The organism is Microbacterium sp. MYb54 (assembly GCF_002979515.1).
Taxonomy (GTDB): Bacteria; Actinomycetota; Actinomycetes; order Actinomycetales; family Microbacteriaceae; genus Microbacterium.
This window is the reverse complement of the sequence record NZ_PCPA01000004.1, coordinates 153,898-173,410: the sequence shown is the minus strand read 5'-3', so window position 1 is coordinate 173,410 and position 19,513 is coordinate 153,898. Positions and strand designations below refer to the sequence as shown.

Below are 19,513 nucleotides of genomic sequence, written 5' to 3'. Positions count from 1 at the left end.
CGTGTAGTACTCTTTTCAAGTTGCTCCGGCTTCTACGGAGCGGCATCTGGGCCTGTGGCGCAGCTGGTAGCGCACCTGCATGGCATGCAGGGGGTCAGGGGTTCGAATCCCCTCAGGTCCACAGAGAAGCCCCCGGGTCACCCCGGGGGCTTTCTTCGTTCTCGAAGCAGATGCAATGCAGACGACGAGCGCTCAGGAGATCACATGGCCGAGACTCCCCTCGCCTACGCGGACCGGGTGCGCACGCTGCAGGGCTATCGGACCGTGAGCAGGCTCCTCGCCGATGGCGACAACATCTTCATCGACCCGTACTCCGCCCTCATCTCGACGCACGCTCGGATCGGCACGGGAAACGTGTTCTATCCGTACGTCAGGATCGACGCGGTCCCCGGCACCGTGCGAATCGGCGACAACAACAGATTCTTCGAGGGCACCCGTATCGATGCGACCGGCGGCGGTCACGTCGCCATCGACTCCGACAACGAGTTCGGCCCGCATGCGGTGACCCTCATGGCCAATCGCCCCGGTGCCGCGATCGCGATCAGCAGAGGCGTCAGACTCTTGGGACGCATCGAGGTCGCAGGAGTCAGCGTCCTCGAGGACGGATCTCAGATCCTCGGAGACATCAACGCGGTGAACGTATCGCTTGCCGGCGGAGGAAGCTACCGCGAACCCGACGCCGACCTCCGAGGCGCCGTCCTCAAAGGCCGGGGACGCGCCACCGGGATCGTGCTGGGCCGCGGGCAAGTGATCAACGGCGATGGCGATTTCGCCGCATCCCCGGTGGAAGATCAGTCGGTCTATCACCCCCGCGCGGCTCAGCTCTAGACGCCTCGGGTCCACTTCGGCTCGGCGCCTCTTCGTTCAGAAGACGCCGTTGTCGTGCGGCAGCTCCGCCGGCACAGGGACGATGACATCCCAGTGCTCGACGATCCTGCCGTCCTGGACACGCCAGAGGTCGTTGTAGATCGACGGAACGCCGAAGTCGCCCTCGGCCCGTGTGAACACGAAGTCACCCTCGGCGATGATGTGATGCACCTTCTTGTAGGCGAGGATCTTGCCCTCGGACGCCCACTTCTCCGCCGCGGCACCGAAGCCGGCGAGGCCATCGGCCGCTTCGGGGTTGTGCTGATCGTAGGTGTCGGTCGAGATGTAGTCGGTCAGCACGCTGTAGTCGGCGCCGATGAGCACCTTCTCGGCGAAATCGAGGACGAGCGCCTTGTTCTGCGCCGTGCGGTCGAGGTCGGCGATCTCGCGAGGACCATCGGTCTGCGTACGCCCGCTCGCCGTCTCGGTCATGATCGGCGTAAGTGCATCCCAGTGCTCGACGATGCGCCCGCCCTGGACGCGCCAGACATCGAATCCGGTGAGAGGATCCGGGCCGAAACCGAAGTATGCGCCCTGGGTGACGACGAGGTCGCCCTCTGAGATCACACGCACGGGCTCATAACGGAAGCTGTCGGTCAATGACGAGACGAGGGCCTCGAGGCCATCGGTGCCATCGGTCGCGAGCGTGGAGTGCTGGGTGTAGGTCGGGCCGAAATAGGCCCCGATCGCTGAGACATCGCGATCACCGAACAACGCCTTCACAGCTGTCGTGACGACGTCGGCGGGGGTGGTGGGTGTCGGGTCGGACATGGGATTCTCCTTCATGGATGGCCGGGTGTCGGCTGCTCCGGATGCGACCGGCGGTCGATCCATGAGTTACCATAAGAGAGTTACAACGGAAAATTAATAAGGCACCAAAAGGTGCGTTACAAGTATTTTGGTAACTTGGGGTGATCAAATGATCGAGTGGAATCCGTATGACCGCAATTGCCCGACGCGCAAGCTTCTGGACCGCATAGGCGACCGATGGACTGTCCTCGTCGTCGGTTCGCTGGCCGACGGCCCGCTGCGCTTCTCCGAACTCGCCGCCCGCATCGACGGGGTCTCGCAGAAGATGCTCACCCAGACGCTGCGAGGCCTCGAGCAGGACGGGCTCGTGCGCCGCACCGTCACGGCCGCCGTTCCGGTACGAGTGGACTACGAGCTCACCGAGGCCGGCCACACCCTGCGAGATCCGCTGAAGGGACTCGAGGACTGGGCGAAGGCGCACATGGCCCCCATCCTCGAAGCCCGCGAGCGATTCGAGGCCGCAGGAGCACCGAGCAGCACCACCTCGCCTGAAGGAGCATCCTCATGAACACCATCGAAACCACTCTCGCCGTCACCGGCGCGACCGGCGTTCTCGGCGGCCTCGTCGCTCGCGACCTGGCCGGTCGCGGAATTCCGCACCGCCTGCTGGTGCGCACCCCCTCGAAGGCACCCGAGATACTCGGAACCTCGGTACACTCCTTCACCTACAGCGATCAGAGCGCCGCACGAGAAGCGCTGGACGGGGTACAGACTCTCTTCATGGTGTCGGCTGCCGAGAGCGCCGACCGGCTGGACCAGCACCGCGCCTTCATCGACGCTGCGGCAGCCGCAGGCGTTCGGCATGTCGTGTACACCTCCTTCATCGCCGCCGCTCCCGACGCCACCTTCACTCTCGCTCGGGACCACTACGTCACCGAGGAGTACATCAAGTCCTCGGGGATGTCATGGACGTTCTTGCGCGACAGCTTCTACATCGACTTCATGGAGGCGCTGGTCGGTGAGGACGGCGTGATCCGTGGCCCCGCGGGCGACGGCCGGTGCGCAATCGTCACCCGCGAGGATGTCGCCCGCGCGGCCGCCGTGATCCTCGTCGATCCGGCATCGCACGCCGGACGCACCTATGACATCACGGGACCTGCGGCCCTTTCACTCGCAGAGGTCGCCGCGATCATCGCTCGAGTCCGGGACAGCGCAGTCGTGTTCCACGACGAGAGCATCGATGAGGCGTATGCCTCCCGCAGCGGATACGGAGCCCCGCAGTGGCAGCTCGACGCATGGGTGAGCACCTACACCGCGATCCGCAGCAATGTCATGGCACCGGTCAGCGATGATGTCGCGACCCTCACCGGACGAATTCCCCTCGCACTCGAGGCCTTCCTCCTGGCGCATCCGAAGCCGTGATCGCTCGACGACCCCCGTAGACTTCCTCTCATGGCACCGGTGGCGGCGACGCGGTCCGGAAGAGGCTCCTCCAGCGTCTTCCGGGGTGTGCTGTCGGGTGTGATGCTCGTCACCGCTGTCATCCTCGGCCTCCTGGCGATGCACACCCTGAACCTGCACGGGACCGCAGCCGCCGACGCACCGGCGACGATGTCGATGTCGCCTGCTGTTGATCAGCCCGCCGCCCATCACACGACGGCCGAGATGCACGCCCCGGCGGGTTCCACGAGCGGCGGCGACATGTCGTGCGCCGGATGCACCACCGACGACCACGCCGGCATGGCGATGATGTGCGTGCTCGCTCTTCTGCTCGCCCTGCTCCTCGTCGTTCCCCCTCGTGTTCTGCGCGGTTGGACGCGATCCCTCCTCCGACCATCCCTCGTCGAGGACCTCACAGCGCAGATTCGCCCCCGCGCACCTTCTCTGCACGTTCTCTGCATCAGTCGTACCTGAGCGGAGTAGAGCCCGCGTTCTCTCGCCAGGGCTCTCCCCCGCTCACACCCGTGCGCAGCCGTCTTGGCCTGCGTGCGCAACGACTGTGCATATTGGAGAACACCATGAAGATTCGTGCTGCGGCAACGGCCGCACTCGCCCTCTCTGCCGTCCTGGCCCTGTCCGGATGCGCGACCGGCGCCGGTGAGGAGTCCATGCCCGGCATGGACCACGGCTCGTCGGCGCCGTCCGCCGACGCCAACGAAGCCGACGCGATGTTCGCGTCGATGATGATCGTGCACCACGAGCAGGCGATCGAGATGAGCGACATCGTCCTCGCCGCCGACGGTGTCGACCCGGCGGTGACCGAGCTCGCCCAGCAGATCAAGGCGGCTCAAGGCCCCGAGATCGAGCAGCTGCAGGGCTGGCTGACCGACTGGGGCGTCAGTCCTGATGACGAGGACACGGGCGGGATGGACCACGGTGACGGGATGATGAGCGAGGACGACCTCGCCGCACTCCAGGCAGCAGATGGCCCCGAAGCATCGCGGCTGTTCCTCGAGCAGATGATCGTCCACCACGAGGGCGCTGTCGAGATGGCGCAGGTGCAGGTCGACGACGGGAGCAACCCCGACGCGGTCGAGCTCGCGCAGAAGATCATCGACGCACAGACCGAAGAGATCCAGGAGATGAAGACTCTCCTCTCTGCTCTCTGACCCCTCCTCCGGGCCGATGCTCTGCCACTACGGCCGGGCATCGGCCCACCTGCTTTCGAAGGATCACACCATGAACGACCTCACCCGCCCCTCCCCCGCCTCACCGCACCGAATGAAGCTGTTCACCGCCCTCGCCGCGCTGGTGGCCACCGGCGTCGCCCTCGCCGGCTGCGTCGCCGCACCCGGCACCGGAGCGACCGGAGCCGCTCAGTCCACCAACGCGCCGGATATCCTCGCGGCGTATGACCTGGATCGCCTCGACGTCGCCGAAGTGATCGAGCGCCTCGACACCATGCCCGTCGCCGACCGCCCTTCCGGTCTGCTCGCATCCGTGCAGCCCGACGCGCTCGTGCTGAAGGACGAGAGTGGCGGGGAGAGCCGCTTGCCGATGCCGGAAGACGAGGTCTACATCTCTGTCGCGCCGTTCCGAGATCAGACTCACGAGTGCCATTTCCACAGTCTGACCACCTGTCTCGGTGAGCTCTCCGACGCCGAGATCCGGATCACCCTCACCTCCGACGACGGAGCCGTGCTGATCGATGAGACCCGGCGCACCTACGACAACGGTTTCACCGGACTCTGGGTCGCCCGAGGTATCGAGGCCACGCTCACGATCGAGCACGAGGGTCTCGCGGGAAGGGCTCCCGTCTCCACGATGGCGGCCGACGACCCGACCTGCATCACGAGCCTGCAGCTGCTCTGAGTTCGCACGCAACCGAAGACACAGAAGCGCACCACCTCGACGATCGAGGGGTGCGCTTCTGCGTGCGGCGACAGTAGCTGGGCGGTCTAGGTCGCAAGGAGTGGCGGGTGGTGCGGGATCGACACGGGTCGCGTCGCCCGACTCACACCGCGCATCCTCTCGACGTCTTCGAGCACCTCGAAGACTGTTCCATAGCGGGTCGCGAGTGGCAGATCGCGCAGCCACGTCACCTCGACCTCGGTCTCGGCCATCTCGTACACGCATGCGACCACATGTCGCGGATCGTTGGGTGAGTAACGAAGGTCGTTGATCACCCACTCCGACGCCGTGATGCGATTCAACATGAAACGCGGATCCGGAAGTTCAGACATCTGGGGGCCCTCCAGGACTCTCTCTGGAGAGAGCATGCGGCACGGGCGGCGGCTGGGGAAGCCCCTTGACACGATCCCTGCACGATGCCTGGGCGGGCCGGTGCGCTAAGAGCTGGTATCCGTGGCACCGGCGGACGCGACCTGAACGCGCCACCAGGGCGTCTCGATGAAGCCGCGCTTCATGAACACGAGTTCCATCGCCGCATTCCAGCCCCTGACTCCCTTGAGGTGCGCGATCGTCCCCGTGAGGAAGTCGTGCAGAGTCTCGGTGGTCGGGAGGATGATCTCGCAGTAGAGCGAGTTCTCCTCGAGTGCCGCGGCGAGGAACCGCACCGACACGTGCTGGGCGAGCGTCTGGGCGACTGCGGCGATCCGCGAGGGCTCGACTCGGAGGATCAGCAGCGTCTCCGCACTCATCCCGAGTGCCGATGCCGGCACCATCGTCACGGTCGTCAGACACCCCGCGTTGCGCATCCGCTCGTACCGACGGCGCACGCTGCTCTCGTTCATGTCGAGCTTGTCGCCGATCGACTGGAACGAGGCACGGCCGTTGTCACGCAATTCCTCGACGATCGCCCGGTCGGCATCGTCGAAGTGGGTCGGGTCGCACGTGTTCGGCGCCGGCATGTAGGACTTCGGGTCGGTGGTGGCCTCGGCGTGCGCGTCGTAGAGCTGGCGACCCCAGTCGAAGCTCACTTTGTAGGTGTGCACGACCAGATCGCTGCGCCAGCGCTCGACACCGGGTATCGCCTGAAGGTCGGTGAGGACATGCGCGTAGGTCGCCGAGTCTCCGGGGATGACGACCTCGGCGAACACATCGAACTTCCCGGTGACGAGCGTCACGAAGCGCACGTACGGCGAGCCGATGAGCGCCTGCGCGACCTGCAGCTGCGACCCCGGCGTGCAGTTGATGCGCACGAAGAAGGTCTCCACATGTCCTTCGCTGCCCAGGGTCGGCACGATCCCGACCCGTACCAGCCCCTCGGCCAGCAGCTGCTGCCCGCGGCGGGTCACGGTCGATACCGAGGCGCCGGCGAATTCGGCGATCGACGTCCAGCTCGCTCGTCCGTCTTGCTGCAACGCGACGACGATCCGCCGATCGAGGTCGCTCACTTCCCTCGTCGGATGGGCACCGCTCATCGGGTCGGCGGGTACACCCGGTGCAGGAACGTGCGCACGGTCTTGGTCCACGCCTCTGCCTCCTCGATCTGCGGGGAGTGCCCCGATTTCTCGAACACCACCATCTCGGAGTCCGGGATGAGATCGGCGATCGTCTGGCTACACGATACTGGCGTGATCCAGTCCGTCCGGCCCACGGTGATGAGTGTCGGCACACCGATCTCGTGCAGCCGCGGCTTGAGGTCGTAGTTGGGGAGGTTGACGGAGAAGGCGTAGTTGTGTGCGCGGTAGCGGTACGGCGTCGCCTGCACCTTGCGCTCGGTGGCCTCGGGGTCGTAGACGAAGTCGTACAGCGGCAGGATCTCGCGCCAGCAGTCCTTGAGATCCTCATCGTCGTAGACCTCGCCGACATCGATGCGGTCGAACTTCTCCATGTCGATCGTCACGCGGTCGGAGGCGAGCGCATTCTCACGCGCCAGATGCGCGTTTCCGTTGTCGGCTGAGGTGTCTCGCAGCACGACCGCGGCCACGCGATCCGGATACCGCAAGGCGTACTCCATGGCCATGAACCCGCCATAGGAGCCGCCGGCCAACACGATCTTCTCGGCGCCGACCCACTCGCGCAGACCATCGATGTCGGCGGCCCACTGCTCATGGCTGTAGGTGCCCTCACCCTCGCTCGCACCGCTGCCGCGCGCGTCGAACACGACCACGCGGTACTCATCGGCCAGGCGCCCGAAGCTCGCACGAGGCTCGGCTCTCGACCCCAGACCCGGCGCTCCGTGGTGAGTGATGATGACGGGAGCGCCCTCAGGCCCCAGCACCTCGACGGCCAGGTGATTCCCGTTGATCTCGACCCATTCGTGGGCGCTGGTGGCTGCGGCGAACTCCGGGGATACCGGCGGCGTTGATGTCATGTTCTCTACTTCTCTCTCGAATTCCGGGGCGTCAGAGCGCGATGGTGCAGTCGTCGAGGCTGCGGGGGAAGGTGGTCAGGGGTTCGGCGCCGGCGGCGGTCACGAGCATGCTGTCGCTGATGCGGTACCCGGCGTGTCCCGGCACATAGATGCCGGGCTCGTTCGACACGACCATCCCGGCTTCCAGCACTGTCAGATCGCCGTCTTCGAGCCAGGGCGCCTCGTGCATGCCGAGACCGATGCCGTGCCCCTGGCGGTGGCGGATGAACTCGCCGAGCCCGGCCTCCCGAATCACGTCGAGGCAGACACGATTTACCTCTCGGCACTCGAGTCCGGCGCGGATCGTCTCGCGGCCGAGCAGCTGAGCCGCATGGATCGTGTCGTGGTAGCGCCGCTGCTCGGCCGTGGCCTCGCCCAGGACGAAGGTCCGCTCCCCCTCGATGAAGCGACCACCGACAGCGCAACCCAGCGAGAGCATGAAGGTGTCTCCGGCCTTGAGGCGGTTCACCGAGGGAAGGCCGTGCGGGAAAGCGGAGTTCGCCCCCGAGTAGACCAGTCCCCCGGCCAGCAGCGAAGCCACGACCACGTTGCGGTGCTCGGCGTACATGATGCCGGTGCCGGCCGCTGTGACGTGTCGCTCGAGCTCAGCCTCGGTGGGGAGCTCTCCGCCAGCGGCGACGGCGTCAGCCACCAGCGCCACCCCGGCGTCGAGCATCCGGTCGGTGACACGGGCCGCCTCGCGGTGCAGCGCCACCTCCTCGGGGAACTTGACGTAGCGGGCACGGGTGAGCAGATCGGAGGCGACGAGGTCGGCATCGGGCATCGCCTGTCGTACCGCCGAGAGGCGTGAGTAGGGCATCGTCGCCGCGAACCCGACACGGCCTCGAGGAGAGACCGCCAGGGCCAACACCTCGAACGGCGCGACGACCCCCGGGAACTCGAAGAACGCCACGAGCTCGGCTCGGGAGGACTGCGAATCCGCGTACTCGCGCTCGAGTTCCGGCAGCAGCATCACGACCCGACCGTTCGCCTCGATCCAGATCGCCACCGGGCGCTCGGACGGGTGGTGGAAGAAGCCGGTGAGGTACGCGATGTCCTCGGGGTGGTCGGTGAGGAAGGCGTCGAAGCCCTCCTCACCCATCCGCTCCCGCACACGCGTCTGCACGCGGTCGAAGAACTCCGGCGCGAGACGCTGGTCGAACTCGGTCATCACATGCTCCTATCGAGCGAGGTGACGCGGGTTGCGCGCGTCGTTGTAGGCGATCGAGAGGAGCGTGGCGGAGAGCACCAGGATGAGGATCGCGATCGAGGGGAAGAGCGTCAGCCACCAGGCGCTCACCATCGCGCCGGCCTGCTGCGCCTCATAGAGGATGCGGCCCCACGACCAGGTGGTCGGGTCTCCGAGGCCGAGGAAGGCGAGCCCTGCAGCCGACAGCACGGCCCTCGACGCCGTCACGACCACTGAGACCACGACAACGGGTGTCACCGCAGGCAGCACGTGCCTCGTGATGATCCACACCGGCGACGTGGTCATCAGGCGCGACGCGTCGACGTAGGGCAGACCTACCACTGTCAGCGCCTGCGAACGCACGAGACGGGTCACCTCCGGCCAGGAGAACGCCGCGACGACGAAGATGATCGTCGAGGTGCTCGGTCCCACCAGCGCGGCGATCAGGATCATGAGCGGGAGCACCGGCAGCGAGAGGGTCATATCGACGATCACGCTGATGAAACCGTCGAGCCTGCGGAAGTAGGCGCCGAGCACCGCGATGATCGTGCCGAACACGATCGCGATCAGCGAGGCAGCCACCGCCACGAGCACACTCTGCTGTGTTCCCCAGATCACCTCGGAGAAGACGTCGCGGCCGAGCGCATCGGTGCCGAACCAGTGGTCGCCGCTCGGCGGCTGCAACACGTCAGGTCCGTAGCTGGCCGGGTAGGGTGCGATCAGAGGAGCCGCGAGGGCGACGATCACGAGCAGGATCAGCAGTCCCAGGGAGATCATCCCGAGCGGATCGCGTCGGAACGCACGCCAGGTGTGCGCGCTCGCCCGCTCGCTTCCGGCGGCTGTCGGCTCGCTCGGAGCGAGGGTCTCTGAGGAGGGCATCGGAGCGGTCATGAGGTCTTCACTCTCGGGTCCAGGTAGCCGTAGATGATGTCGGTGATCGTGTTCGCGACCACGACGGTGGCGGCGAGCATGAGGAAGGCGCCCTGCAGCACCGGGAAGTCGAGTTGCGTGACGGCCTCGTAGATGCCGCGACCGATGCCCGGGTAGGCGAACACCGTCTCTGTGAGCACGGCACCGCCGACCAGGAAGCCGAGTTGCAGACCGATCAGGGTCGTGGTGGGCAGCAGGGCGTTGCGCAGCGCGTGCTTCCAGAGGATGCGGCTGCCGCGGATGCCGTTCGCCTTCGCCAGGAGGATGTAGTCCTCACCGAGCGTCTCGATCAGGGTCGAACGCATCGTGAGCACATAGGAGCCGACCTGGATCAGCATGAGCGAGACAGCGGGGAGCACCAGGTGCTGAGCGACGCTGAGATACCACTCGAAACCGTAGGTGTTGTTGGTGTACGCACCGCCGATCGGGAACCAGCCGAGGTTCAAGCCGAACACGAACAGGAGGAGGATCGCGACACTCGGGACGAACAGCGACTGCCCCGTCACGCCGATGATCTGCACCGCGCGGTCGATGAACTTCCCCTTGTGCGAAGCGGCCGCGACTCCCAGCGGCACCCCGATGAGGATCGTGAGCACAAGCGCGGTGATCGTGAGCAGGAGTGTCCATGGCAGCCGCTGCACGAGAACGTCGGTGACCGGGATCGACTGCGTGAAGGAGATGCCGAGATTGCCCTGCAACAGCTGCCACATGTAGAGCCCGTACTGGATGATCAGCGGCTGATCGAGGCCGTACTGCTGGAGGATGGTCGCCCGGATGTCGTCCGTCATGTTCGGGCTCGCCAGCGCGAGCGCCGGGTCACCGGGAAGCAGACGCAGGAGCAGGAACGTCACGGTCACGGCGAACCAGATCGTGAGCAGACCTCTACCTATGCGACGGAGAATGAACGATGCTCGGGACACCCGGGCGACCTTCCTCGAGATTTCAGTTTGTTGTTACTTGACCGGGTGCGCGCTCGCGAGCGAAAGCGGGTTCACGATCGAGAGCAGCTCGCTCGGCTTCGAGATGAAGCCCGCCCATTCGTCGCTGGCAGCGAAGAACAGGTTCTGCGTGTACATGATGTTGTCGTAGACCTGCTCGTGCACGATCTTGTTCGCCTCGCGCATGATCGAGATCTTCTCGTCCTCATCGAAGGCGACCATGCCCTCCTCGATCAGCGCGTTCAGGTCGGCGTCGTCCACGTGGGTGTAGTTGATCGCCCCGCCGGGGAGGTACGACAGGGCGAAGTTCGTCACCGGGTCGTCCATGATGGCGAAGTTGCCCGCATAGATGTCGTAGTCGCCCTCGCTGGTCATCGAGAGGTACGTGTTCCGCTCGGTGCCCTGCAGCTCGATCGTGATGCCGGCCTCGGCCGCGCTGTCCTTGACCATCTGAGCCCACTGACTCGTCACGCTGTCCTGCAGCGAGTAGATCAGCCGGAACGAGACGGGGAAGTTCCCGCTGGCGTCTGCGGTGTAGCCGGCCTTCTCCATCAGGGAACGCGACTTCTCGGGATCGAACTCGTACTCCTTCACCGACTTGTCGTAGTACTTCGCGAGCACCGGCATCAGCGCGCTGGAGCCGGTCGAGACGGCCTGCCCCTGCAGCACGACCGTGCGGATCGCGTCGTAGTCGACCGCCTGAGCGAGCGCTTGCCGGACCTCGGTCTTGGCGAGGTCGGGCTTGTCCATGTTGTAGACCAGATGCGCGTAGCCGAGCCCCGGAGCCTCGACGACCTGCAGCCCGTCGGTGTTGCCGAGCTGCTCCACCTGTGCGGGTGGCAGGGCGTTCGCGATCACGTCGATCTCGCCGCTCTGCAGCGCCAGGATCTCGGTGTTCACGTCCGGGTAGACGCGGTACACGACCTCGGCGGGGCCGGGGACTCCGCCCTTGACGAGCGGGTACTCGTCGACGCGCTTGAGCGTGTAGTGCTGGCCGACCTGGAAGTCGCTCATGATGAACGGTCCCATTCCGACCCAGCCGCCGTCGCTGCCGTCGTTCGCGAACTCCGCGATCGAACCCTGCGGCTCGAACACGTGCTTCGGCACGACGACACCCCAGAAGCCGATCTCCTCGATGATGGACGAGTCCGGCTGCGTGAGCGTGAGCTCGACACGGGTGTCCGACACAGCGGTCGCGGTGTCGAGGTTGCCCAACTGTCCGTAGAACGTGCCGGGAGCCTGGTCGCGCTTGACCGCGTTCAGCGTCCAGGCCACGTCCTCCGCAGTGAGCGGCTCGCCATCGCTCCAGGTGAGATCGTCGCGGATCTCGTAGAACCCGGTGGTGTCATCGACGTAGCCCCAGTCGGTCGCCACATGGGCTTCCTTGGTGCCGTCGTCGCTGATGCTCAGCAGATGGGGATACATCAGATTCGTGATCCACGAGTCCGTCCGGCTGTTGCCGAGGACGGGGTTGAAGTTCACGACATCCGTCGTGGTGCCGATGCTGATCGTCTCGTCGCTCGGTCCGGTGGCGCCCGAGGACTCCCCCGGTTCCGGCGCAGACGGGGCGCAGGCGGCGAGACCGACGGCGAGAGCCGCGGCCGCACCGAGCGCGATGAACTTGCTGTACTTCATCAGACCCAGACCTCCTCGAGTACGCGCATGGTGTTCCCACCGACGACGGCGCGAATCTCGTCGTCGGAGTAGTCGTTCTTCACGAGCCAGCCGATGATGTTGTAGAAAGCCTCGGCCGGGTTCTCGATGCCGTCGACATACGGCTGCTTCTCGTACTCGACGTTGGCGTGCGCCTGGCCGAGCGACAGGTTCGACGAGAACGCGTCGTGCAGGCCGACATGGTCGCCGAACAGCGTGTCGGGGCCGAAACTGACGTGTTCCAGGCCGACGAGGTCGACGCAGTACTGGAAGTGATCCATGACCGAATCGAGCGAGTGCTTCGGGTGCTGAGGCGAGATCGTCGTGTGCGGGGCCGCCTCGATTCCGATCACGCCGCCTCGCTTGGCGCATTCGATGATCGTCTCGTCCGTCTTCATGCGGTTCGTCGGCCACAGGCCACGCGCACCGGCGTGCGTGATGAACACCGGCTTGGTCGAGTGCGCGATCACATCCAGACAGGTCTGGTCACCGGAGTGCGAGATGTCGATCGCGATGCCGAGCTTGTTCATCCGCTCGACCGCGCGCTCGCCGAAGTACGTCAGCCCGCCGTCGCCGCGCTCCTTGAGCCCGCCGCCGAGCATGTTGGCCTCGGAGTAGGCGATGCCCATCTGCCGGACGCCGAAGCCGTACAGCACGTCGAGGCGGTCGACCTCGTTCTCGATCATGGTCGAGGCTTCGAGAGCGAAGATGTGCGCGACGCGTCCGGTCTCCGCCGCATGGCGGATGTCCTTGATCGACTCAGCCTTGATCACGAAGTCCTGGTGGGCAAGGTCGGCCATGCGTACACCGAGGTCAAACAGGACGTCCTGGTACTTCCACCCGGCGTCGCTCGAGATGCAGCAGGTGCCGTCCATGCCGTTGTCGAACACGGCAGTCAGACCCGAACGGGCGAGGCCCTGGTAGCCGGTGGGTTCCCGACCCTGACGGATGTGATCGCGGAGCTCGCCCATGTCCTCGGGGAACACCTGCACGTGCTCGTGCAGCGAGATGACGGTCTCTTCGCGGAGCAGACGCTCGGTGCGCTCCTGCTGCGTGTCGCTCAGACCGAGATCGTAGGCCGGCACGCGGCCGATCTGCTTGGCGTAGCGGAATTCGCGGTAGTCCTTGCCGGCTTCCAGGTAGTCGTACGCGGTGTAGCCGGAGTACCGGCCAGCTTGTTCGAGCACGGATGCGCTCCTTCGGTTCGATGATGCGGGGTACCACTCCCGGTCAACGAGCGGGAGTTTCCTCGAATCTGGAGGAATTCGGCGCAGATGTCAACTGTTGTGATTATCTTCGGCTGAAATGTTTCCTGTTCGAAACAATTCAGAACGTGGAAGCTGGCATGATGTGATCCATGGAGAACACATCCGCCCCCCAGAACGCCGTGGTCCTGGACGTCAAGGGCCTCACCGTCACCCTCACCGGCGATGGCCGCCGCAATCGCGTCGTCGACGGCATCGACATCGCCGTGCGGCGCGGTGAGGTGTTCGCGCTGCTCGGCGAGTCGGGCTCCGGCAAATCGATGACCGCCCGCGCGATCATGGGTCTCATCGACAACGGCGACGTCGAAGCGACAGCCCTGACACTGGGCGGAACCGACCTCCTCTCCCTCACGCCGGAACAGCACCGCCGCCTGCGTGGCGTGCGAGTCAGTCTGGTCATGCAGGATGCCCTCTCCGCTTTGAACCCGGTCCTCAGCATCGGCGACCAGATCATCGACCTCATCCGCGCACATCGCAGCATCGGCCGCCGCGCCGCACAGGCGCGCGCGGTCGAGCTGCTGACCCTCGTCGGTATCCCCACCCCCGACAAGCGTGTGCACGACTATCCGCACCAGTTCTCCGGCGGTCAGCGCCAGCGCATCCTGATCGCCATGGCGATCGCACTGGATCCTGATCTCATCATCGCGGATGAACCGACGACCGCGCTCGATGTGACGGTGCAGGCGCAGATCCTCGATCTGCTGCTGTCGCTGCGCGAGCGCCTCGGTATGGGAATCCTGCTCATCACCCACGACCTCGGCGTCGTGATGGAGGTCGCCGACCAGGTCGCCGTCATGCGCACGGGCCTCATCGTGGAGTCCGGTTCGGCCGACGAGGTGCTCACGAACCCGCAGCATCCGTACACGAACCAGCTGCTGCACTCGATGCCGCGTGACGTCAGCGCGGCCACCGACGAAGACGGTACTGCTCCCATCCTGGAAGGACGAGGCCTGGAGCGCACCTTCCGATCCGGGAGCGGGCGTCGTGCGCACCGTGTCGCCGCAGTCGCCGGCGTCGACCTCGAGCTGCGACACGGAGAGATCCTGGCGATCGTCGGCGAATCAGGCAGCGGCAAGTCGACACTCGCGCGAATGCTGGTGGGACTCGACTCACCGGATGCCGGCACCCTGCGCTACCGCGACCAGGACGTGACGCGCGGACGCCTCCGCGATCGGAAGATCCTTCGCCGCGGAGTACAGATGGTGTTCCAAGATCCGTACATGTCGTTGAACCCGCGGATGACCGTCCAGCAGATCATCGCTGAACCCCTCGCCGCGACGCACACCGGAAGCCCGGTGTCCCGGCGCCGACGTGTCGCAGAGCTGCTCGAACTCGTCGGGCTCACCCCCGAGATGGGCTCGCGCTTCCCCCACCAGTTCTCCGGCGGCCAGCGTCAGCGGATCGGCATCGCGAGGGCCCTCGCGCTCGACCCCGACGTCCTCGTGTGCGACGAGCCGGTGTCAGCGCTGGACGTGTCGATCCGGGCCCAGATCATCGACCTGCTGTGCGAGCTGCGCGAACGACTGGGCATGTCGATCGTGTTCATCGCGCATGATCTGTCGCTCGTGCGCCACATCGCCGATCGTGTGGCGGTGATGTACCTGGGGAACATGGTCGAGATCGGGAAGACCGAAGACGTCTACCGCCACCCCGAGCACCCGTACACCCGGTCGCTGCTGTCGGCGATCCCGCCCCAGACCCGAGCAGAACGGGGCATGCTGGAGCGCCGAACCCGGCTGACGGCCTGAGCCCCGGCCGCGACCGACGCGCCGAATCAGCGGCCCGGCCGCACCGTGAGGTCGGTGATCTCCGCGTCGCGCGGAAGATCGAGGGCGGTGAGGATGGTCGTGACGACGGCGTCGGGAGTGATGAAACGCCCGGCGTCGTAATCCTGCCCCTCCTGCTGGTGCACGCGCTCCTGCATCGGAGTGGCCGTGCGCCCGGGATAGATCGACGTCACCCGCACACCGTGCTGCGCCTCCTCCGCCCGCAGCGCATCGGCGAGGGCACGGAGCCCGTGCTTCGACGCCGCGTAGGCGGACCACCCGGCGTTGGCACGTAGGCCGGCACCCGAGTTCACGAAGACGACCTGGCCCTGCGATACGCGCAGGACAGGAAGAAGAAGTCTGGTGAGCTCGGCCGGAGCGATGAGGTTCACCGCGAGCTGCTGCTCCCAGAGCGCAGGAGCCAGATCCGCCACATCGCCGAGGTCGACGACGCCGGCGACGTGCACGAGCGCGTCGATACGATCGGGCAGATGCTGCTTCGACAGCGCCCATGACAGGCGTCCTGGCTGAGCGAGATCTCCGACCAACACCGAAGCACCGGGGAGCTCCGCTGCGATCTGCCTGGCACGCCCGGCGTCGCGAGCCAAAGCCACGACGTGATCGCCGCGATCCAGCAGGCGACGCGAGAGAACCGCGCCGATGCCGGAACCCGCACCGGTGATCAGGTGCGTCGGCATATCAGCTGGGGTCTGCGGCAGGCTCGACCACGTCGATCGGCACGACGGGGCAGTCCTTCCACAGGCGCTCGAGCCCGTAGTACACGCGCTCCTCCTGGTGGAAGACGTGCACGATCAGGTCGCCGAAGTCGAGCAGGACCCAGCGTGCTTCCGCACGTCCTTCACGGCGAACACGCTTGTGCCCCGACTCGATCAGTCGGTCCTCGATCTCGTCGGCGATAGCGGCGACGTTGCGCTCGCTGTTTCCCGTGACGAGCAGGAAGATGTCGACGAGCGGGAGGGGCTCGGAGACGTTGAGCGCGACGAGGTCCTCACCGCCCTTGTCGATGGCGGCTTGTGCTGCGAGGCGCAGCATCTCTTCGGCTGTTTCAGGAGATTGCATCAAATCAGTTTCGTGGTGAAGGCGATGACGAGAACGACGCCGATCGCGAGGGCGAGTCCGCCGGCGATGATGGCGAGGGTCACCATGAGGCGGTTCCCCTTCTCGGGGGCAGGAGGTCGGATGACCTCACCCGCGGGCTTGATGGTGCTGACCGCCGAGCTCGCGGCGATCGGCGTGGGCGACGAGGAAGGAGGCAGCTCGCCGTCGATGAGAACGGCGTCGACGTCTTTGCCGTCGGTCGTGCCGAATGCATGGCCCTGGGAGCCCATGCCCTGCGGCAGTTCGTATGACCCGGTGACGAGAATCTCGCCGGTGGATGCGACGGGGCCCGAGAGCGACCCCTCCCCCGGAGACGGGGTGAAGATCAGTGCGTTCGGTGCGGAGTGCTGCGAACCGGTGGAGTCACCCACCGTGAGGAGTTCGTCGAACGACGGACGGAAAGGCGCGTGCTCTTCGGGAGCATCCGAGAGGATCCCCTCGCCGAAGGCCGGATTGACCGTGGGCCGCACCTCGGCGATGTCATCGTCATCATCGTCGACGTCGGCGAGCACGTCGTCGACAGCTCCGTCTTCGGCCTCGGTGGAGATGCCGAGAGCCGACTCGACGTCGTCTTCGCCTTCGGCGTCTTCGACGGGCTCCTCGACAACCTCCAGTGGGACGACACCCACCGATTCGGCGACGCCCGACGCGCGGACCGGAGCCACGGAGACCTCGTCATCCACATCGTCATCGTCGGCATCGCCCGGCTCTTCGTTCGCGGTGAAGTTCGGGACGCCCGACACGATCTCCGTCTGCGTACCTGAATCGGGCGCGACGGGGTCAGCCTCACTCCGGGCTTCGACCGACTGCTCAGTCTCGTCGGCATCATCCGCGCCGATGACAGGCACGGATGCGGTCCGGACCTTCTCCAGCTCACGGGCCTGACGCCGGGTCAGCGGAGTGTCGCCCTGATCGTCATCGACGACCGCCGTGGACTCGGACGCGACCTCGACGGGGGCGGCAGGTTCGACGGCACGCGGCAACGGCGGCGCCGGTGGCGCCGCTTCAGCCGCCGCAGCGGCCTCCTCGCTGGAGATGACCGGGGTGGAACCCGTCAGACGGATCTCCCGCAGCTGCTTTCGCGTCAGCGGACCCTGCTCCTGCTGATCCGATGTACTCATGCCTTGCTCCGATACAGATGATGCTTCGCGATGTACTGAACGACCCCATCAGGGACCAGGTACCAGACCGGCTGATCGTCGCGAACGCGTTCACGGCAGACCGTCGACGAGATCGACAGTGCCGGCACTTCCAGTTGGCTGACGTTGTCGCTCGGGAGGCCGTCTGTGCTCAGGACATGTCCAGGGCGAGAGACCGCGACGAAGTGGGCCAACTCCCACAACTCATCATGGTCCCTCCAACTGAGAATTTGCGCTACGGCATCCGCTCCGGTGATGAAGAAGAGTTCAGCATCCGGTCGATCCCGCTTCAGATCACGCAGCGTGTCGATCGTGTAAGTCGGGCCCTCGCGGTTGATGTCGACGCGGCTCACCGTGAACTGCGGGTTCGAAGCCGTCGCGATCACGGTCATCAGATAGCGGTGCTCACTCGGGGAGACGCCCGATTTCTGCCACGGATGACCGGTGGGCACGAACACGACCTCGTCGAGATCGAACGAGTTGGCGACCTCGCTGGCTGCGACCAGGTGGCCGTGGTGGATGGGGTCGAACGTTCCGCCCATCACGCCGATGCGCGGGGGGCGCGGGGTCGCAGCATCGTTCATGGGGGCCTAGTGGCCGTGTCCTGCCTCGTGGCCGTCCTTGCCGTGCTTCGCGGCCCATGCCTCGGCCTTGGCCGAGTGACGGTTGGCGACGTTCTTGTAGGAGAACGTGACCAGCCCGAGGAATGCGAAGACGATCGCCGCGATGACTCCGAAGATCACCGTTTCGAGCGCGACGTTGCCGTGGTGCTCGGTTTCGGCAGCGGCCATCGCGATCTGTGCGACGAGGTTCATCCTGACTCCGTTTCGTGGCGTGCTGTTCGGGATCCTGCGAGGTACAGCGTCCCCCAGTCTAGCGCTCAGCCGCGGGTCTGCCCCGCCCCACGCGCGAGCCACTTCGTGCTGGTCAGCTCGGACAGGCCCATCGGTCCTCGTGCATGCAGCTTCTGGGTCGAGATGCCGACCTCCGCCCCGAATCCGAACTCGCCGCCATCGGTGAAGCGCGTGGAGGTGTTCACCATCACGACGGCGGAATCCACCTCGGCGAGGAAGCGCTCGGCGTTGCGCGAGTCGGTCGTGATGATGGACTCGGTGTGACCCGTGCTGTATCTACGGATGTGGTCGAGTGCTTCGTCGAGTGACTCCACAACCTTGAACGCGATGTCGAGGCTCAGGTATTCGGTCTCCCAGTCCTCCTCGGTGGCCGGGATCACGTTCGACATGAGCCCGACGACCATGTCGTCGCCATGGATCGCGACGCCCTCGCTCTGGAGCGCGCTGGCGACCAGAGGAACGAGGCGCGGCGCCGCCTGACGGTGCACCAGCACGGTCTCCACGGCGTTGCAGACGCTCGGACGCTGCACCTTGGCGTTCACGACGATGTCGCGCGCCCAGTCGTCGGGGGCGGTCTCGTCGAGGAAGATGTGGACGTTGCCCGCTCCGGTCTCGATGACGGGAACGGTCGACTCCGTCACGACGGTCTCGATGAGACCCGCACTCCCGCGCGGCACGAGGACATCGATGAGGCCCCGACCGTGCATGAGGGCCTTCGCGCCCTCACGCCCGAAGTCGTCCACGGTCTGGATTGCCTCTGCCGTCAGACCGGCGCTCTCGACCGCACTGCGCATGACGTCGACGAGGACGGTGTTGGACTCGCGAGCGGCGCTCCCGCCACGCAGCACCACGGCGTTGCCCGATCGCAACGCGAGTGCGGCGATGTCGACGGTCACGTTCGGGCGCGCCTCATAGATCGCACCCACCACGCCGAACGGCACCCGAACCTGCTCGAGGGCCACGCCATTGGGCATCCGATGCCCGCCGACCACGCGGCCCACCGGATCCGCGAGAGCTGCGACCTCGCGCACCGCGGTTGCCAGAGCGCCCACGCGCCTGTCATCGAGCCGCAACCGGTCGATGAGAGAGTCCCCGATGCCGTCCTCGCGTCCACGGGCGATGTCACGACCGTTCGCCTCGATGATGCGCGGCGCGGCGTCGAGAAGGGCGACGGCGATCGCCTCGAGCACCCGGGCCTTGTCATCGCTCGTGAGCGCGGCGGTGGCACGGGAGGCCTCTTTGGCACGCTCCAGGCGCACCTGCGGAGTCTGGTCGGTCATCCGCC

The 19,513-nt window shown here is 66.0% G+C and carries 22 protein-coding genes and 1 tRNA gene; 8 read left to right on the top strand and 15 right to left on the bottom strand.

What is annotated here, in order from left to right; translation table 11 throughout:
* The first annotated feature begins 48 nt into the window (after positions 1-48).
* Both CQ040_RS06420 and CQ040_RS06415 read left to right on the top strand, forming a co-directional pair.
* Positions 49-121 (top strand) — tRNA-Ala (locus CQ040_RS06420).
* Positions 122-204: 83 nt separating this feature from the next.
* The gene (locus CQ040_RS06415) at positions 205-828 is read left to right on the top strand and encodes a hypothetical protein (protein WP_105525803.1); all 624 of its coding nucleotides are present in this window, start codon (positions 205-207) and stop codon (positions 826-828) included.
* 36 nt (positions 829-864) lie between these two features.
* On the opposite strand, the gene CQ040_RS06410 is transcribed toward CQ040_RS06415, so the two are convergent.
* Positions 865-1,638 (bottom strand): nuclear transport factor 2 family protein, encoded by a 774-nt coding sequence (locus CQ040_RS06410; protein ID WP_105525802.1) that lies wholly within the window; start codon positions 1,636-1,638, stop codon positions 865-867.
* Between the two features lie 148 nt (positions 1,639-1,786).
* Between CQ040_RS06410 and CQ040_RS06405 the strand changes: the two genes are divergently transcribed.
* The 5 genes from CQ040_RS06405 (at position 1,787) to CQ040_RS06385 (ending at position 4,929) form a co-directional block, all read left to right on the top strand.
* The gene (locus tag CQ040_RS06405) at positions 1,787-2,185 is read left to right on the top strand and encodes a helix-turn-helix domain-containing protein (RefSeq protein ID WP_105525801.1); all 399 of its coding nucleotides are present in this window, start codon (positions 1,787-1,789) and stop codon (positions 2,183-2,185) included.
* Positions 2,182-3,039 (top strand): SDR family oxidoreductase, encoded by an 858-nt coding sequence (locus CQ040_RS06400; protein ID WP_105525800.1) that lies wholly within the window; start codon positions 2,182-2,184, stop codon positions 3,037-3,039. The genes CQ040_RS06405 and CQ040_RS06400 overlap by 4 nt, the downstream gene beginning before the upstream one ends.
* Positions 3,040-3,069: 30 nt before the next feature.
* Positions 3,070-3,531 carry a DUF6153 family protein gene (locus CQ040_RS06395; RefSeq protein ID WP_105525799.1) on the top strand — a complete coding sequence of 154 codons (462 nt, stop codon included), beginning with the start codon at positions 3,070-3,072 and terminating at the stop codon, positions 3,529-3,531.
* A gap of 104 nt (positions 3,532-3,635) precedes the next feature.
* The gene (locus CQ040_RS06390) at positions 3,636-4,226 is read left to right on the top strand and encodes a DUF305 domain-containing protein (protein ID WP_105525798.1); all 591 of its coding nucleotides are present in this window, start codon (positions 3,636-3,638) and stop codon (positions 4,224-4,226) included.
* A 70-nt stretch (positions 4,227-4,296) separates the two neighbouring features.
* Positions 4,297-4,929, top strand: coding sequence for a CueP family metal-binding protein (locus tag CQ040_RS06385; RefSeq protein WP_258131171.1), 633 nt, complete (start codon positions 4,297-4,299; stop codon positions 4,927-4,929).
* Between the two features lie 86 nt (positions 4,930-5,015).
* Here CQ040_RS06385 and CQ040_RS06380 read toward each other — a convergent pair whose 3' ends face one another.
* From CQ040_RS06380 to CQ040_RS06345, 8 genes are all read right to left on the bottom strand, one after another.
* On the bottom strand, positions 5,016-5,300 hold the full coding sequence (locus CQ040_RS06380) for a hypothetical protein (RefSeq protein WP_105525797.1): 285 nt from the start codon (positions 5,298-5,300) through the stop codon (positions 5,016-5,018).
* A gap of 105 nt (positions 5,301-5,405) precedes the next feature.
* Positions 5,406-6,413, bottom strand: a complete 1,008-nt coding sequence (locus tag CQ040_RS06375; protein ID WP_258131170.1) for an Lrp/AsnC family transcriptional regulator — start codon at positions 6,411-6,413, stop codon at positions 5,406-5,408.
* Positions 6,414-6,436: 23 nt separating this feature from the next.
* Positions 6,437-7,336 carry an alpha/beta fold hydrolase gene (locus CQ040_RS06370; protein ID WP_105525796.1) on the bottom strand — a complete coding sequence of 300 codons (900 nt, stop codon included), beginning with the start codon at positions 7,334-7,336 and terminating at the stop codon, positions 6,437-6,439.
* Positions 7,337-7,367: 31 nt separating this feature from the next.
* The gene (locus CQ040_RS06365) at positions 7,368-8,546 is read right to left on the bottom strand and encodes a Xaa-Pro peptidase family protein (protein WP_105525795.1); all 1,179 of its coding nucleotides are present in this window, start codon (positions 8,544-8,546) and stop codon (positions 7,368-7,370) included.
* 9 nt (positions 8,547-8,555) lie between these two features.
* A complete protein-coding gene (locus CQ040_RS06360; RefSeq protein WP_181156712.1) occupies positions 8,556-9,455 on the bottom strand; it encodes an ABC transporter permease in 900 nt (299 codons plus the stop codon).
* Positions 9,452-10,414: an ABC transporter permease gene (locus tag CQ040_RS06355; protein ID WP_028501614.1), complete on the bottom strand. Its 963-nt coding sequence runs from the start codon at positions 10,412-10,414 to the stop codon at positions 9,452-9,454. The genes CQ040_RS06360 and CQ040_RS06355 overlap by 4 nt, the downstream gene beginning before the upstream one ends.
* 33 nt (positions 10,415-10,447) lie before the next feature.
* The gene (locus CQ040_RS06350; protein ID WP_105525794.1) at positions 10,448-12,067 is read right to left on the bottom strand and encodes an ABC transporter substrate-binding protein; all 1,620 of its coding nucleotides are present in this window, start codon (positions 12,065-12,067) and stop codon (positions 10,448-10,450) included.
* Complete coding sequence (locus CQ040_RS06345; protein WP_028501612.1) at positions 12,067-13,272, bottom strand: dipeptidase; 1,206 nt, start codon at positions 13,270-13,272, stop codon at positions 12,067-12,069. The genes CQ040_RS06350 and CQ040_RS06345 overlap by 1 nt, the downstream gene beginning before the upstream one ends.
* A gap of 170 nt (positions 13,273-13,442) precedes the next feature.
* Between CQ040_RS06345 and CQ040_RS06340 the strand changes: the two genes are divergently transcribed.
* Positions 13,443-15,098 carry an ABC transporter ATP-binding protein gene (locus tag CQ040_RS06340; protein WP_105525793.1) on the top strand — a complete coding sequence of 552 codons (1,656 nt, stop codon included), beginning with the start codon at positions 13,443-13,445 and terminating at the stop codon, positions 15,096-15,098.
* 26 nt (positions 15,099-15,124) lie between these two features.
* Here CQ040_RS06340 and CQ040_RS06335 read toward each other — a convergent pair whose 3' ends face one another.
* The 6 genes from CQ040_RS06335 to CQ040_RS06310 all read right to left on the bottom strand — a co-directional run bounded on the left by CQ040_RS06335 (position 15,125) and on the right by CQ040_RS06310 (position 19,508).
* Positions 15,125-15,814: an SDR family oxidoreductase gene (locus tag CQ040_RS06335; protein WP_028501611.1), complete on the bottom strand. Its 690-nt coding sequence runs from the start codon at positions 15,812-15,814 to the stop codon at positions 15,125-15,127.
* Position 15,815: 1 nt separating this feature from the next.
* Complete coding sequence (rsfS, locus tag CQ040_RS06330) at positions 15,816-16,196, bottom strand: ribosome silencing factor (protein WP_028501610.1); 381 nt, start codon at positions 16,194-16,196, stop codon at positions 15,816-15,818.
* On the bottom strand, positions 16,196-17,356 hold the full coding sequence (locus CQ040_RS06325; protein WP_105525792.1) for a hypothetical protein: 1,161 nt from the start codon (positions 17,354-17,356) through the stop codon (positions 16,196-16,198). The genes rsfS and CQ040_RS06325 overlap by 1 nt, the downstream gene beginning before the upstream one ends.
* Complete coding sequence (gene nadD, locus CQ040_RS06320; protein ID WP_105525791.1) at positions 17,353-17,958, bottom strand: nicotinate-nucleotide adenylyltransferase; 606 nt, start codon at positions 17,956-17,958, stop codon at positions 17,353-17,355. The genes CQ040_RS06325 and nadD overlap by 4 nt, the downstream gene beginning before the upstream one ends.
* Before the next feature lie 6 nt (positions 17,959-17,964).
* Entirely contained in the window at positions 17,965-18,189 is a 225-nt protein-coding gene (locus CQ040_RS06315) for a hypothetical protein (RefSeq protein ID WP_105525790.1), read from the bottom strand.
* A gap of 65 nt (positions 18,190-18,254) precedes the next feature.
* Complete coding sequence (locus CQ040_RS06310) at positions 18,255-19,508, bottom strand: glutamate-5-semialdehyde dehydrogenase (protein ID WP_105525789.1); 1,254 nt, start codon at positions 19,506-19,508, stop codon at positions 18,255-18,257.
* Positions 19,509-19,513: the final 5 nt, after the last annotated feature.